Origin of the sequence: Novipirellula rosea, from assembly GCF_039541335.1 — a bacterium.
GTDB classification, from domain to species: domain Bacteria; phylum Planctomycetota; class Planctomycetia; order Pirellulales; family Pirellulaceae; genus Novipirellula; species Novipirellula rosea.
Genome location: NZ_BAABGA010000018.1, coordinates 342,038 through 356,749, shown reverse-complemented (window position 1 = coordinate 356,749; position 14,712 = coordinate 342,038). Strand labels below are relative to the sequence as shown.

The 14,712-nt window shown below is 55.3% G+C and carries 12 protein-coding genes; 6 read left to right on the top strand and 6 right to left on the bottom strand.

Translation table 11 applies throughout. The annotated features are described in order from the left end of the window. Positions 1-19: 19 nt before the first annotated feature. From ABD971_RS07910 to ABD971_RS07900, 3 genes are read right to left on the bottom strand one after another with little or no spacing between them, the layout of a single operon-like run. Positions 20-2,188, bottom strand: coding sequence for a serine/threonine-protein kinase (locus tag ABD971_RS07910; protein WP_339938466.1), 2,169 nt, complete (start codon positions 2,186-2,188; stop codon positions 20-22). 49 nt (positions 2,189-2,237) lie between these two features. After that, the gene (locus ABD971_RS07905; RefSeq protein WP_345320953.1) at positions 2,238-2,366 is read right to left on the bottom strand and encodes a hypothetical protein; all 129 of its coding nucleotides are present in this window, start codon (positions 2,364-2,366) and stop codon (positions 2,238-2,240) included. After that, the gene (locus ABD971_RS07900; RefSeq protein ID WP_339938468.1) at positions 2,357-2,986 is read right to left on the bottom strand and encodes a sigma-70 family RNA polymerase sigma factor; all 630 of its coding nucleotides are present in this window, start codon (positions 2,984-2,986) and stop codon (positions 2,357-2,359) included. Before ABD971_RS07900 ends, ABD971_RS07905 begins: the two co-directional genes overlap by 10 nt. A gap of 232 nt (positions 2,987-3,218) precedes the next feature. Between ABD971_RS07900 and ABD971_RS07895 the strand changes: the two genes are divergently transcribed. Beyond that, positions 3,219-4,013 carry a TlpA family protein disulfide reductase gene (locus tag ABD971_RS07895; RefSeq protein WP_345320951.1) on the top strand — a complete coding sequence of 265 codons (795 nt, stop codon included), beginning with the start codon at positions 3,219-3,221 and terminating at the stop codon, positions 4,011-4,013. A 96-nt stretch (positions 4,014-4,109) separates the two neighbouring features. On the opposite strand, the gene ABD971_RS07890 is transcribed toward ABD971_RS07895, so the two are convergent. Beyond that, positions 4,110-4,958 (bottom strand): class I SAM-dependent methyltransferase, encoded by an 849-nt coding sequence (locus tag ABD971_RS07890; RefSeq protein ID WP_345320949.1) that lies wholly within the window; start codon positions 4,956-4,958, stop codon positions 4,110-4,112. A gap of 395 nt (positions 4,959-5,353) precedes the next feature. On the opposite strand from ABD971_RS07890, the gene ABD971_RS07885 reads away from it, so the two are divergent. Then, complete coding sequence (locus ABD971_RS07885; protein ID WP_339938474.1) at positions 5,354-6,238, top strand: hypothetical protein; 885 nt, start codon at positions 5,354-5,356, stop codon at positions 6,236-6,238. A gap of 13 nt (positions 6,239-6,251) precedes the next feature. Here ABD971_RS07885 and ABD971_RS07880 read toward each other — a convergent pair whose 3' ends face one another. Together ABD971_RS07880 and glgB are read right to left on the bottom strand one after the other, a co-directional pair. After that, positions 6,252-7,247, bottom strand: coding sequence for a BPSS1187 family protein (locus tag ABD971_RS07880; RefSeq protein WP_345321069.1), 996 nt, complete (start codon positions 7,245-7,247; stop codon positions 6,252-6,254). A 110-nt stretch (positions 7,248-7,357) separates the two neighbouring features. Further along, the gene (gene glgB, locus ABD971_RS07875) at positions 7,358-9,385 is read right to left on the bottom strand and encodes a 1,4-alpha-glucan branching protein GlgB (RefSeq protein ID WP_345320946.1); all 2,028 of its coding nucleotides are present in this window, start codon (positions 9,383-9,385) and stop codon (positions 7,358-7,360) included. A 457-nt stretch (positions 9,386-9,842) separates the two neighbouring features. Between glgB and ABD971_RS07870 the strand changes: the two genes are divergently transcribed. The 4 genes from ABD971_RS07870 to ABD971_RS07855 all read left to right on the top strand — a co-directional run bounded on the left by ABD971_RS07870 (position 9,843) and on the right by ABD971_RS07855 (position 14,250). Beyond that, complete coding sequence (locus ABD971_RS07870) at positions 9,843-10,772, top strand: SRPBCC family protein (protein ID WP_339938478.1); 930 nt, start codon at positions 9,843-9,845, stop codon at positions 10,770-10,772. Between the two features lie 274 nt (positions 10,773-11,046). After that, positions 11,047-12,045, top strand: a complete 999-nt coding sequence (locus ABD971_RS07865; protein ID WP_339938539.1) for a mechanosensitive ion channel family protein — start codon at positions 11,047-11,049, stop codon at positions 12,043-12,045. Between the two features lie 310 nt (positions 12,046-12,355). After that, positions 12,356-13,081: a hypothetical protein gene (locus ABD971_RS07860; protein ID WP_040764695.1), complete on the top strand. Its 726-nt coding sequence runs from the start codon at positions 12,356-12,358 to the stop codon at positions 13,079-13,081. A gap of 128 nt (positions 13,082-13,209) precedes the next feature. Next, positions 13,210-14,250 carry a phospholipase C/P1 nuclease family protein gene (locus ABD971_RS07855; RefSeq protein ID WP_345320939.1) on the top strand — a complete coding sequence of 347 codons (1,041 nt, stop codon included), beginning with the start codon at positions 13,210-13,212 and terminating at the stop codon, positions 14,248-14,250. Positions 14,251-14,712: the final 462 nt, after the last annotated feature.

Here is a 14,712-nt window from a genome sequence, read left to right as displayed (position 1 = left end):
GGTTGATTCTCGCTCGATCCTAAGGCGTCGTTTCATTGACTTCGAAAAATCGGCGTGCGGCACTGTGCAGTGCTAAGCCTTGCCATTCGGCCGCATGTTTTCGCGGGATCAATCCGGCACACAACAGCGGAGGCTCGTACAGCGTGCGGAGCGTCGCGGTTACCAATTCCGAGGGGGTGTCGGTGCGGGCCGCTAAAAACGCCGTGGTTCCGACGGTGGCCACGCCTTCGTCGGGAAGTTCGACCTCCGGATAATCGCCTGCATCGATCGTCATCGGACGCAGTGTGGGGTGTTGCAACGCAATTTTGATTGGATTGGGAATCGGCATCAGTTCCCAGCGATGGCTACGGATCAGATTGGCAATCAGCGGACTGCCCAAACCGACGCAGATCACCGCGACATCGGGGGCCGAATCCGATTCCAATTCTTTCCACGCCATCACCTCGCGGGGCGCGATGTCGGGCGTGATCGCAAGCGATTCAAACACCATCTCGGTCGCCTCGCGTGATCCACTGCCGATCGGGCCCACGGCGATGCGGTGGCCTTTCAGATCGCTGAGCTCTTGGATGTTCGCGTCCTCACGCACCAACAGATGAACGACTTCAAAGAACAACGGGGCGACGACACACAGGTCGCTTCCGCTAATCGCCGACGCCTGCATCGGCGCGAGATGGACTTCGCCGCTTAGCAGCCGTGATCGGTTCTCCAGCGACCCATTGCTGGTGGCGACCGAGCTGGTGACTTGGTATCGCTCGGCCAACCGTTCTGCGATCGTCGTCGACACCGTGTTGTAGACGCCATCGTCCAGTCCACCGCCGATGCGAACAAAACTCGGCATCGATTCTTTGTGCTTGTGCCACAGCACCGACAATCCGACCGCCACGAAGGGAGTCAGCAACAACAGCAGCAACATGACTGCTTGAAAGCGGCGATGCGACGTCGATGCACTGACCATCCGGCGTCCCGAGACGGCAGCGACCAAGGGGACCCCTTCGAGCCAATGCCAAACCTTGACGGGCAGCGAGCGAGGCCGCGCCTTGATCGGACGGTCTTCGAGAAAGGCATCAAGGTCATCGGCAAGTTTTCCAGCCGACTCGTAGCGTTTCTGTGGACTCTTTTCCAAACATTTCGCCACGATCGTTTCGATGTCGACCGGGGCATCCGAGCGAAAGTAGCGTACGGGGGGGGCAGGATTGTGAACGACATCCAACAACGTTTGCATCACGGTGTCGCCCACGATCGGCGGACGCCCGGTCAAGCACGCAAACAAAATCGCGCCCATCGCGTAGACGTCGCTTTGCCGATTGGCTCGATCGCTCAGTCCCCCGGCTTGTTCCGGAGCCATGTAGTGAGGCGTCCCCAGTGCGGCGCCGGTACCGGTCACGCTGCTGTCAGCATCCATGTGTTTGGCGAGCCCAAAATCGGTCACATGGACTTCGTCATATTCGTCGATCAGCACGTTGGCGGGTTTTAGGTCGCGATGCAGCACCCCTTTGTGATGCGCGTGGTCGATCGCGCGTGCCACATCGCGAACATAGCGAGCGGCTTGTTTGGGGTGGAGTGTTTCGGCGTAAATTTTCCGCTGCAAGTCGCTGCCACGAATGTATGCCATCGAAAAAAAATGGTGGCCGGCTCGTTGACCAAACTGATACACCGGAACGATCCCGGGGTGGCTCAGGCGGGCCGCGGCTTGGGCTTCGGTATAAAACCGCCGCACATCCGATTCATCCGCCAACATGCCACCGCGAATCATCTTGACCGCGACCATGCGGTTGAGTTGTTTTTGGTTCGCCAGATAGACGATCCCCATACCGCCTTTGCCAAGCACTTCTTGCAGTTCGTAATCGCCCAAATCAAACGGCAGAGTCGGGCCTGGGTCGTTCTTGGATCGGTTCGCCATCGGCAGCGTGATCGCTGGATCGACATCCGATTGCTCGCCGACCGCCGAGGTGATGGCGACCGTGTCGGCGCCGTTTTGGACCCTCGCTCGATGCGATGACAATCCCGATGCCATCGTCACTTGGCCGAGCAGGTCGGCCGCTTCCATCAATTGCTTTAATTGTCCGGCAACGTCAGGAAACTGCTTCAAAAAGTCCTCTCGGCTGGTTAACTCACCGGCATCACACGAACGCAGGTAAGCCGCAAAGGCTTCGTCCACGGGGTCTGCGGTAGGTTCGTTGTCAGCCATAACAGATCGTGACACAAGATGGAAAAGGAGGGCAAAGACGGTGTCGATTCTAACTCAGGCTCAAAGGGATGCCCCAGTAGGGCGCGGTAAAGTTTGGCGAGGATTGATTCAGGGTGCCGCTGCCGACCGCGTCGAAAACGGTGCCGATGCCGTCATTTGTTGTGTTTTTTACAGCCATGGGCTCATGTCGTGGTCCAAGATCGTTCTTAGTTTTTGCAGTCCACGTTTCAGTAAACCCGCCACCGCAGTGTCACTTTTGCCCATCCGCTCGACTATTTCCGCCAACGGCAGCCCTTCCATGTAGCGGAGCCGGATCGCCTCGGCCTGAGTTTCGGGCAATTGATGCAGCGCTTCCAGCAGTGCCATCGTGGCCTCGGTGCGGATCGCGACCCCGCTCGGACTGGTTGTGCTGCCTGGTAATTGTTGGATCCACGCACCGCCGCCGGAATCGTTCGGTGACGGTTTGTTTCCATCGACTTCGCGTTTGAGTGACCTTTTTTGCGTCGTCACATGGCGGGTCACCGCCGAAGCGACGTTGTTTTTCAGCACCCCCCGTAGCCAGGCTGCAAATTCCGCTGGGCTCGAGCCGCGAAAGGAGGCCAAGTCACGTTTGGCCTCCAGAAACGTCAACTGGACAATATCGGCGGGATCGATCCGGCGTCGCAATCGCTCCGAAAGAAAGCGATGCGCCAACATCAAAAGGTACCCCCGATAACGCTCGAGCAGCTGGCCGAGCGCATCATTGTTGCCCTCTTTCGAGGCAATGACCAAATGGGTGGTTGATTCGGTACGCTCCACGCTGAGATCGCCTATTGTTCTTTCCTGGAAAACCTTTGTCAGAATGACGTACCCGCAACACGGTCACACCGGTACAATCATCGTGTTAACCCCACAGCACCCTATTTCCATCGCAGTCGCACTGTGCTTCGATGTCCATTGCTTCGGTATTCATTGCATTGACTTTGGGCGTTCGCACACGCGGGCGTGGGGGGACACGGAACCTGATTATAGAAGAATGAAAGAACTTCGGATGCCAAAGAATCACTTAATCGTTCGCTTTTCGCAATCTGGGCGAAACAGTCTGAATTTGCTTGCGTTGATCACCCTTTTTTCCTGTCTGGGATGTGGGAAAGCCGCGGAGGAATCGCCCACGGTTTCTCCGCCTGAAACGCTGACGCCCACAGAACAAGTGGCGACGCCAAATGAACCGGCGCCATCGGAGCCACCGGGGCAGCTCGAATTGCCACCCGGGGACATCCCACCAGCGAGCACGAATTTGCCGAAGACCGGAGGTGACGGCGGTTTGGAGATGCCCGACGTGCAGATCAGCAACAAGCCGCCTGTCGCAGAGGCGTCCGAAACAGCGTCGCCCGAAATTCTGTACGGATCTTTGGACGAAATTCAAGACCGCATCGCCAAAACCAACAAGATCACCGTGGTCGACTTTTGGTCGCTCTCCTGTCGCCCTTGTTTAGAAGAGTTTCCTGGCTTGGTGCGATTGGATAAACAGTTCGCCGACAAAGTCCAGTGCATCTCGGTCGATGTCGATTTCGATGGACGAAAATCGCGGCCACCGAAACACTACGAGGAACGAGTCGTTGCGTTTGTCACCAGTGTCGGGGCAACCTTTCCTAACTACATCAGCACGACCGAGAGCGATGAGATCTATTCCGAATTGGATCTCGATTCAATTCCCGCAGTTTTGATTTACGACGCGGATGGAAAATTGGTCAAAAAGTTTGTCGATGCGGGCGATACCGCAGGCTTCACGTACAACAAGCAAGTGATTCCGTTTGTCAAACAGATGATGCAGACGGGGAACTAGCCCGCTTCGGTAGTGGATCTTGCTAAAGATCCTTCAGCCAATGAGTCGGCTACGCGAGGGATCTTTAGCAAGATCCACTACAGACTACGGGTGACTTCATTTGTTCGTCTCCAGTCGCTCGAACACGTATTCGTTGCATCCCCAGCCGTTGCCGACGGTCTTGAGTTGATTGAGCACAAAACCGTGTTGCCGCAGCGGCATGATGATCCGCTCGGGTTTGGCGACTTCGAACGGCAGCCCTCCGACCCAATCGACCCAGTCGTGCCAAGCCGACATGCCGCGGTCCTCGCGTTTCGCCCTCCAATCTTTCAGCGGCGAGGGGTTCTGCAAACGAGCAAGCCGGGCGAGAGCAAACTTGCACTCATACCACGACGCGATGGCAAGAACCCACAGAGGACGCAGTGGTTTTGGCAAGCGGTTGTAGGTCTGTTTGATCTTTAGCCAGCGTCGACTCGCGCCGCCTTGGTCGTTGTAGATCGCCAAAAAAAGTTGACCACCGGGTTGGGTCGCATTGGCGGCAATTTCAATCGCTCGATCCATCTCGCCGGTGTGATGCAGCACGCCCCACGAGTAGACGATGTCGAACGTACCAAGCGACTCGATCCGAGCTTGGTCGAGCACCGAGCCTTGATCGATCTGCCAATTGGATGCGTGCGGGGCGAATCGCCGCTTCAATTCTTGCGTGCATCCGACGCTGTCGTGGTCATAGTCGATCGAGACCACGTCGGCGCCTAGGTTGTGGGCCGCCAGCGAGAATAGGCCGCTGCCACTGCCGATATCCAAAAATCGTTTGCCAGCAAGCGATGAATTGCCCAGCATCTGCTGAAGCGATTGCTCGGCTTCGGTAACCCGCTTGTCATCGAGTCGCTCTAAAAACGATCGCCAATTTTCACCAAACGTGAACCGTGGCCGCTCATGCTCTTGGGCTGCAGATGTCGATGTCACGGATCGCCTGGATTCAAAGGTAATAAGGGAAACGAGCGAGGGGCAAAAAACGAGGGTGAAAAGGGGGACAGCCTGCAAAAGGGGCGTGAGCTGCGTGTGTGGTCGATTTGATCCGGTAAACGCGATTTTGCCGCGGATTGCTATCGGCTGCCGCTTCACCAGTGGCCGCAAGGTCGGTCGCAATCGTTAAAGAATCGGCAATCGTGATAACCGGATCGATACCCCCATTACTTAGGGTCAACACAAAACACATCATCCGTTTCGGACATCGTAATGTCGGGACGTTCTGATGTGAAGAAACTGCATCCCGTTTCAGCAAAGTTCGATAGCAAATAAAGGCCGGGTCGCCGTTACCGTTTTGATTGTTGAGAATAAATAGGCAGGTTTACCAAACGATGCGAATTCTTTTTTCCTACCTCCTGTTGGGCTTGGCCGTCTGTACCGCAAGTCAGTCATACGGCCAGAGCACGATCAGCAATTCTCCGTTTGATTTGACTCTGAGCAAAGGGTCTTGGATCGCATCGCTTCCCGAGTATCAAATGGGAACCAACAGCAGCGGTGGATCCGCATTTTTTGACGATCAGGATCAGTTCGGTGGTATCGTTCGACTCGACGCGGTTCGCCGGGCACTGGGGACACGCACGAGTTTCGAAGGCAACATTTTCTATGCGTTCGCCGGATCATCGAGCGACGGAAACAATGGCGATATCAACTTTCCCAACCCGATGGATGGATCCAACATCTTGCGATCGGGCGCCTCGCCACGCTTCGATAGTGATGTTCAACATTACGGGGGTGACTTGGTCATTCGCGATACCTGGAAAACTCGCTTTGGCGGGCTGTCGGCCGGAGTGGCGTATAGCTTGATGGCGTTTGACCAAGACTTTGAGCTCGATGATGGTTCGCTGCGTTTGTTCAAAGAAGAGCTCGACACCGATTTCCAAGGCGGTAAAGTGGTCACCGGTTGGGATGGCTATCTGTTGGGACGGGCGAGTAATTTGAAGCTGAACGTTGGTATCTACGACATGGACGCCAGCTATTGGGCCACGCCGTCGGCGGTCCCCGCCAGCTACAGTGAAGAGCTCAGCAAGACGACGTACACGATCGAGACCGAGTTTACGACCCGCGATCAATTCTGCGGCTATGACGTCGGGATGACCATTGGTGTGACCTACTTTGCCGACATGCCCACGATCCAGCACAACGTCGGCTCGGCGGCAACGCTCGGAACCGACGACGCAGTGACCGTGTCGCTGATGTTCGACATCCTGCTGCTGTAGTCGCTAACTCGGACTACTGCTGTTGCTCTTTATTGCAGCTGCTGTCCATCGCAGTGGCTTCGCCCACGACATCCACCGGATGCGTGTACAGGTAACGCCAAACATCTTCGTGCATGAATTTGCCGGTTGCTTTGTCTTTATAAGCCCGGCCGCCAGGCTGAACGCTGCTGTGAGCCGCGTTGGCATCTCCTTTGACATCAAAGTCGGTGATCAGCCGACGCGTGTTTTGATAAGGGGATTTCACTTTGTCGACGTTCACGATCGGGCCAAACTTGTGCATCCCGATCAACTCCCAGCTGCGACAATAGTGGTCGGCGGTCCAGCCGCCATCGAGCACATGCGAGAAACCAAAGTAACGATTCTCGGGCGTGGCCGAGGGTAACGCTTGCCACGATTGATATTGGTCGCGTGGACCGCACAGCGCCACGACGCGAGCCACTTTGACATGCTTGGCAAAGCGGGCGGCGGTGGTGGAACCGTGGGATGATCCCGAAATGATCACCTTGTCCCAACGCAAATCCTTACCGTCTTCGCTAAGGAATTGTTCCCACTTGCCTTGCGGATGTTTTTTAGCCAGCCATTTCACATATTGGGTGGCACGCTGCATCATCCCATCGGGTTTAGGGATATCGACCTCGTCACTAAAGTCTTCGCCGGTCGCAGCTTCCAATCGAATATTGCCGCGGCAATGTTCGCTGACCGGTTTTTCTTGGCAACAAATGCCAAACCATTTGTTCGCATAATGGACTTGCATCGCGTGCAGTCCGTAGCTGTTCAGCCGATCGAAAAGCCCGCTGTTGTGCCCCATCAACCAAATCACCAACTCGCCCCGAGGGGCGACGCGTGTGTCCACCGAAGCGTGTTGAGTATCGGCAGGTTTGCCTTTGTCGGTTTCAATCAGAAAGTTGATTTCCGGATGAGCCTTCACTCGCGAATCAATCTCGCTCGCTCGCGTCGAGAATTTGTAGTGCTGAGGATTGGGATCATCAAACGATGGCGGTGCCGCCATCACGGCCGAAACACAAACGAGCAAACTCAGGGACGCAGCGATGCAGCAAAGTCTCATAAAACGCCTAGCAGCAGGTTGGGGTAGGGGAGGGGCTAACCCAACGAAGCGGGTTAGGTAGGTTTGTCGAGCGTTAACATCATAATCGCTAGCGGAGGAATGTTCAGCTCGAGACTGTACGGGCGACCGTGACTTTCTTGGTCAATTGTTTCCTTGGCCCCCAAATTCCCGAAATTACTGCCTCCATAGACTTCCGCATCGCTGTTCAAAATCTCGACATACGCCCCTTTTTCGGGGACTCCGACACGGTAATCCGCGTGCGTTGACGGGGTGAAGTTGACCACCACCACGACTTGTTGCCCGTCACTTGATGTACGGCAGAACGTGTAGATGCTTTTTGCAGCGTCATCGGCCGCGATCCACGAGAACCCGGCGGGGTCGCAGTCGAGTTCATGTAGCGCGGGGTAATCTTTGTGCAAGCGGTTCAAATCGCCCACGAATCGCTGCAAACCGCCGTGCAGTCGGTGTTCTTGTAACGCCCAATCGAGTTGCTCTTCATATTTCCACTCGGACCACTGGCCGAACTCGCAACCCATGAACATCAACTTCTTGCCCGGTACCGCGTACTGGTACCCGAACAGCAATCGCATATTGGCAAATTTTTGCCAATCGTCGCCGGGCATTCGCGACATCAACGATCCTTTGCCGTGAACCACTTCGTCATGCGAAAGTGGCAGCACAAAGTTTTCGCTGTAAGCGTAAACCGAACGGAAGGTCAATTCATTTTGATGGTACTTGCGATGGATGGGGTCGCGTTTCATGTACTCCAGCGTGTCGTGCATCCATCCCATGTCCCATTTGATTCCAAAGCCAAGACCGCCCGTATAAACAGGACGAGAAACGCCGCCAAACGATGTCGATTCCTCGGCAAACGTGATCGCGCCTGGAAAGTCGGCATGCAGATGCGTGTTCATCTCTTTCATGAAATTGATGGCTTCAAAGTTTTCGTTGCCACCGAAACAGTTCGGCACCCACTCGCCATCGTTTCGTGAATAGTCCAAATACAACATCGATGCGACCGCGTCGACTCGCAACCCATCGATGTGATACTCCTTCAGCCAAAATCGAGCGCTGGCGTGCAGGAAGTCGCGGACTTCGTGGCGACCGTAATTGAAGATGTGGGTCTTCCAATCGGGATGGAAACCTTGCTTGGGATCGTCATGTTCATACAACCCTGTGCCATCAAAACGAGCCAAACCGTGCGCGTCATAAGGGAAGTGGGCAGGCACCCAATCGATGATCACGCCGATGCCGTTTTGGTGACAATAGTCGACGAAATAGCGGAAGTCATCGGGTTCACCAAAGCGACTCGTCGGCGCAAAGTAACTCGTGACTTGGTAGCCCCACGATCCGTCGTAGGGAAACTCGGTGATTGGCATCAATTCAATGTGCGTGAAGCCAAGCGATTTGACATGCTCGACCAACATCTCTGCCAACTCACGATAAGTATGGTAGGGACGTCCGTCCCAAGGTCGTTTCCATGACGGCAGGTGAACTTCGTAGATCGACATCGGTTCGCGAAGCCACTCGCTCTTGCTGCGTTTTTCCATCCACGCCTCATCCGCCCATTTGTATTGATCGATGTCGTACACGATCGAAGCGGTCGCCGGAGGATGCTCGGCGTAAAACGCAAATGGGTCCGCCTTGTGGAGGACTTCGCCATGTTTGGTGCGGATGCCATATTTGTACGATGTGCCATGGGTGACCCCCGGGACAAAGCCGGTCCATACACCTGAGTCGCTGCCGGTCAGCCAATCGGCGCCATGTTGCCAGCCATTGCCATCGGTCAACACGCTGACCTCGGTCGCGTTCGGGGCCCACACGGCAAAGCGCGCGCCTTCGACGTTGTCGCGGGTTTCTAGATGAGCACCAAGCCAGTGATATCGCTCGGGCGATTGCGAGACGCGGGTTACGGGTTCTGTCGATAGCGGTTGAGTCAGCGGAGCGGTGGGTTTGGCGGGAGTCGCTTGAGGTGCCGAGGCTTGTTGCACAACGGGAGTCGTTTGACTTGGGGCGGTGGTTTGTTTTTGCGACATGGCTTGGGGTGCAGTTCCGGTCGGCGTGGGGGGCTTGACTGTCATCGCGTGAACTCTCATTCAATTAGAGGGCAAAACTCAGGGGGCTTTCGAAGCCGTTTGACGAGCGTCGGAGTGTTCTTTCGGACCCTTCTAAAATAGCGGTATTCAAGCGGGGGGATACCGGGAATGCACCCTTTTCATGCTCGGATTGACTGTTCCGCCTAGAATCGGCTTAGTGGCTTGATGACCGCCACATGGGGATCGCGTGGCAGAGATGGCGAGATTGCGAGTCCCGGCAAATTGCGGTGTTCCCGGCGAATTGTCCACGCCTGCATTAAACGGCGGACTAAACAAACGTATGCGATCGGTTTGATTGCAGGGCGTTTGGGTTGCAGCCCGTTATTTGCACGGGACGGCTGCACCGCCGGCGGATTCGCATTTTCAATCGTGTTAGACTTGGGCCACCTGCATGTCTGCCTGCTGTGTTCGGTTTCCTCTCTGCTTAAAGTGAGTTTCGCTGATGCCTGCTTTTGAAGTGTCGCGGTCCATTGAAATCGCAGTGCCGCCCGAAACGGTCTACGACGGTGTCGCCGATCTTGGCACTTGGACCAAGTGGTCGCCATGGCTGGGGATCGATCCCGACGCGGTGGTGACAGTTTCCGAGAATGCTAATTCGGTGGGGGCGATTTATCGCTGGAAAGGAGAGGTCGTTGGCGAGGGGGAACTTGAACATTTAAAACTCGACCGCCCCCGGCAAATCAGCGACGAGATTCGCTTTACCAAGCCGTTCAAGTCGAAGTCGAAGGTCGGATTTCATTTCGAAGCGACCGACGTCGGAACCAGGGTGACGTGGCGAATGCAGGGAAGTTTGCCATGGTTCTTGTTTTGGATGCGGGCCAACATGCAGACGTTGATTGGGATGGATTACGACCGCGGACTGAAAATGTTGCGTGAATATCTCGAAACCGGCGAAGTGCTCTCAAAAATCGAAGTTCAGGGAGTCCAATCCGTTTCGCCAATCGACGTCTATGGCGTTAGCGATGCGGCCCCGCTCAATCACATGGGCCCCGCCATGGAGCGTGTTTTTTCGACGGCGACCGAGAAGCTAAAACAAGCCGACGTATCGCTCGATGCGGCGATGATCAGCGTGTATCACCCTTGTGATCTGAAGCAAAACGAGTTTCGCTTTACCGGCGGCTATGCCGTTTCCAATGATGACGGAATGGCCGCCGGATTGACCCACTGTCATCTGTCGGCCGGAAATGCGCTGTGCGTGCGGCATATCGGCAGTTACGAAAATTTGGGAAACGCATGGAGCGGTGCTTACCAATATGCTCGCTACAAAAAGCTAAAAGTGCTTCGCCAAGATGCCTACGAAATCTATCGCAACGACCCTGCGACCACACCCCCGCGTGACCGGATCACCGATATCTATTTGCCTGTAAAGTAGACGTTGCTCGTAAAGGAAACGACACTCGAGTCGCTTCCAGGCTTGCACACGTCAATCATTCACAGGACTCTAGGCTTTTGCGTTGATAGCAACCACATGCTGGCTGTTTCACGCACATTGGGGTTCGTCTTTACTTGCGATGGTGTCTTTTTCTATACCTACACCAATGGGCCGTCAGCAGCGGCCGAGAGTGCCCTCGTTCGAGGATGTCTCTTGATTGGGATTTTTAGGAAGGGATTTCGTTGTGGAAAACGGTTTAGTCAAAGACGCCAAGTTGATCGAGTCTGTCGTGACGGACACGGGCAAAGGCGAGCCACGCGTGTCCTTTACCGAAGCGACCGAAGACTTCATCGGCGATGTGACCAATGGTGACGTATCCGGAGTGATGGAATACATCACGTTGTATCTGGTACCCCAATTGTTTTTGGCTGCGATCGGTCTGGCCGTCATCTTTCTCGGTTATCTAGTCGCCAGCTATCTGTCGAGGATCATCAGCAAACCGGTGCGTCGCCGCGTCGACGAAACACTGGGGATTTTTGTTGGCAGGATCGTCTTTTACTGCACCATGTTCGGCGTGGTCGGGGCGGTGCTGTCGAAGATGGGCGCTCCGCTGGGCGGATTGGCCGCGATGCTCGCCGCCGCTGGCTTTGCGATCGGTTTGGCGTTTCAAGGCACACTCAGCAATTTTGCTTCGGGTGTATTGATGTTGGTCTTTCGTCCATTCAAAGTAGGCGATGTTGTGAACGCCGCCGGGGTGATGGGGAAGGTCAATGAAATTGATTTGTTCACCACGACGCTTGATACTCCTGACAACCGCCGGATCGTTGTTCCCAACAGTTCGATCTCGGGCGGAACCATTGAAAATATCAGCCACCATGCTCATCGCCGCGTCGAGGTTGCGGTGGGGGTCGCTTATGCCGCTGACATTGACGCCACTCGCGCCGCATTGACTGCGGCGGTGATGAAATTTGAAAGCGAGATCATTCCAGGCGAATCGCGGGGGCATGCCGTCATTATGAGTAATCTGGGGGCGAGCTCGGTCGATTGGCTGGTCCGGATGTGGGTGCCATCGAAAGAGTTCTTTCGTTTAAAGGAAGCGTTAACCGTGGAAGTCAAACGCCATCTTGATGCCAACGAGATCAGCATCCCGTTTCCTCAATTGGATGTTCACCTGAGCCGCGCCGACGGGGCCGATGAAGCAGTGTTCCAGCGTCCACGTGTTCGTCCGCTACGACGTGCCTTCGATGGCCACGCGATGCCTCACGCCTCGTAAATCCCACGTTTTCTTCGTAGCGGAGCGCTACCAAAGAAGATCAGACCGGGCCGTGGGGCCACCGCCCGGTCATCAAACGCTCTAGGTTTTGACCAGCAAACGACTTAAATCGCTTTGCAATAAAATTTCCAAATCGACAACCATGGCCACCGCTCCAGCGATTATGATGACGCCCACTTTTCAGTAGTACACATCAGCGTTCATCACACTCTTGTTTTTTCCGTATCAAGTCTCGCGTCGATCGCGAGGCCGACATGGATCGATAGCGATCAACATCGTGATGAACAGGGACGAAGGAGCAAGACGTAGCATGTGGCACTCAAGCCGGGGAGATCGAACGTTAAGAGGTAGCGAAGCAACGTTGGTCAGTCTGGCCATCGACACGATGATCGATGCCATCTTGTTGCATTTCGATGACGAGGATGAATCATCGATGGCGCCGGAATGTCAAACCGGGATCGCGGTGTACGATTCGCTAACCGCCTCTCAACGAATCGGTTTGTTGCACGATATCGCTCGCTATCTGTTGACCGATACCGAGTCGGTTATGGCGTTGTCCGCCGCGACCGAAGCCGCGATCGCAGCGATCTATGTCGAAGTGCGTGATCAAGTGGCGATCGAAATTGATTTGTACAGCGAAAATGCTCAGAACGAACGAGTGACCGATATTGCTCCGTGGCGAAGTTTGGTGCTGTCGGCGTACCAGTCGTTGTTTCGAGCCGCAGAGCCAGGCGAAGATTTTCACAGCGAAGCCGATTTGGCGTGTGATCCATCCGCGTTGCCCGCGGTCACCTCGGATGATCTGCCACGCTGGGAAACGTTGATCGAACGGTTGACCGACGCGGTGCTATGGGATCGCGATTTTGAGATGGCCGATAGCTTTCTTGATGTAGACCCCGGCATCTCGGATCGTCGCCGTCGCTTGCTCGGTATCGACGCCGACTATTTCACCTGCGTCGCCCCCGATCCGCGTCCCGAACAAGTGATGCGTTTGGTTTGGAATACCCGTGACATCATTCGCTCGAAGCCGCGTTAGAGTTTCAGCTGGCTTGCACGAGATTTTGATCCGATTCGTCTTGCCATCGCCCGCGCAAAATCGGCAAACTGCGTTACCTTCTTGCAGCATCCTTGGCTGCGTTTGGTTCCACGAAGGTTTGCCGAATCATGAAACCACTGCTCTCGCTGTTGCGAGCCATTCATTGCCGCAACACTCATCACTTTTTCGCGATCGATGCACTGCCCCTGGTCGCAAGCGACAGCGGTATACGTTTGACGCAGTTGCTGCTGCGCTACCATGACCACTATCTTCGCGGAGCAACGGATCCCGATTACCGTTTTCGTGATTATCAAAATCACGTTGTCCACGTCAGCGAAGGATACTGGGGTGGCGCTCCACGAGTGGCCCACCAATGGTATGACCGCTTGATGAAATACTTGCGGACCGATCGTTGGACCGACGCGGCGCATGCGGCGGGCGTATTAAGCCACTATTTCACCGATCCACTGCAGCCGCTGCATACCGCGCATGGCGAGCGAGAACGTGTGCTGCATCAGCCGATCGAATGGAGTGTTCAAGCGTCCTACCGAAGCATTTTCGAAGACTGGAAACGCAGCGAGTTGCAGGTCGTATTTCAGCTCGCCGAGAATCCAGGTTGGCTTGGCGAAGCGATCCTGCATGGCGCTCGCTTTGCCAATCAAAAGTATGACGTGCTGATTCAGCATTACGATTTACAAAAGAGCGTTGACAATCGAGCGGCCGCGTTTGATTCGATCTCGCGAGCTGCATTGGCCGAATTGGTGGGTTTGACCGTCACCGGATGGGCGTGTGTGCTGGAACGCATCGCGAGCGAAGCCGAACATATCCGCGGTGACTCGCTCCCCACGTTTTCACTGTGGCAGCCTTTCGTTGCGGCGACGATCAAGACACCGTTTCGACTTTGGGCCAACCGCATCGAGTCAAAATGGATTCAAGATGAACTTGAGAGTCTGGTCGAAGAGTACCAACGCACCGGGCAGTTAAGACGACATTTGCCAGCGGAAGTCGATATTGTCCACCGGGTGGTGAAAATCTATCACGACGAATTGCTCTGGAAACAAGAGCGGCAGCGGCGATTGCAATCTCGCCAAACGGTAACTCGCGTCGATAAGCCAGCGGACCCACCGGCCGAGACATCGGTCGCAACGCCTTACCGCCGTGCCGCATAGCAGAGCTTCGCTTTGGAGACAGATGGGTTTCGTTAGCCGTTTGGGCTAAGGCTGTGAAGCATTTTCTCTTATAGAGCTTGTGTTAATTTAGCGTAGCGGAAGTCGTCAAGACTTTCGTTTCCATGACGTATGCCTCCGAAACTCTTGACGAGTTCCGCTACGAGAAAACGCTTCACGGCGCCCAAGCGACTAACCTAAGAGCGGTGATGTCGTGCCGAGTCAGCAGTCTCCTATGGGGGGGAAGAGGACGGTGGCCGAGCCTTCCTCATCACGCTCCCCATCACTCGAGGTGGCGAACTTGGTATCCTAACGATATTCCGAATACCGTCCGGCGGCAGCGAGTTTTATACGCAGAGAAAACACCGGGCGGTTGGCGTTTTTCGCTACAAAAACACTCGCTGAGTGCCAAGTGTGGCTGGCATTGGATGCTCGCCACGCTGACTTCGGTACTGATTTTGCATC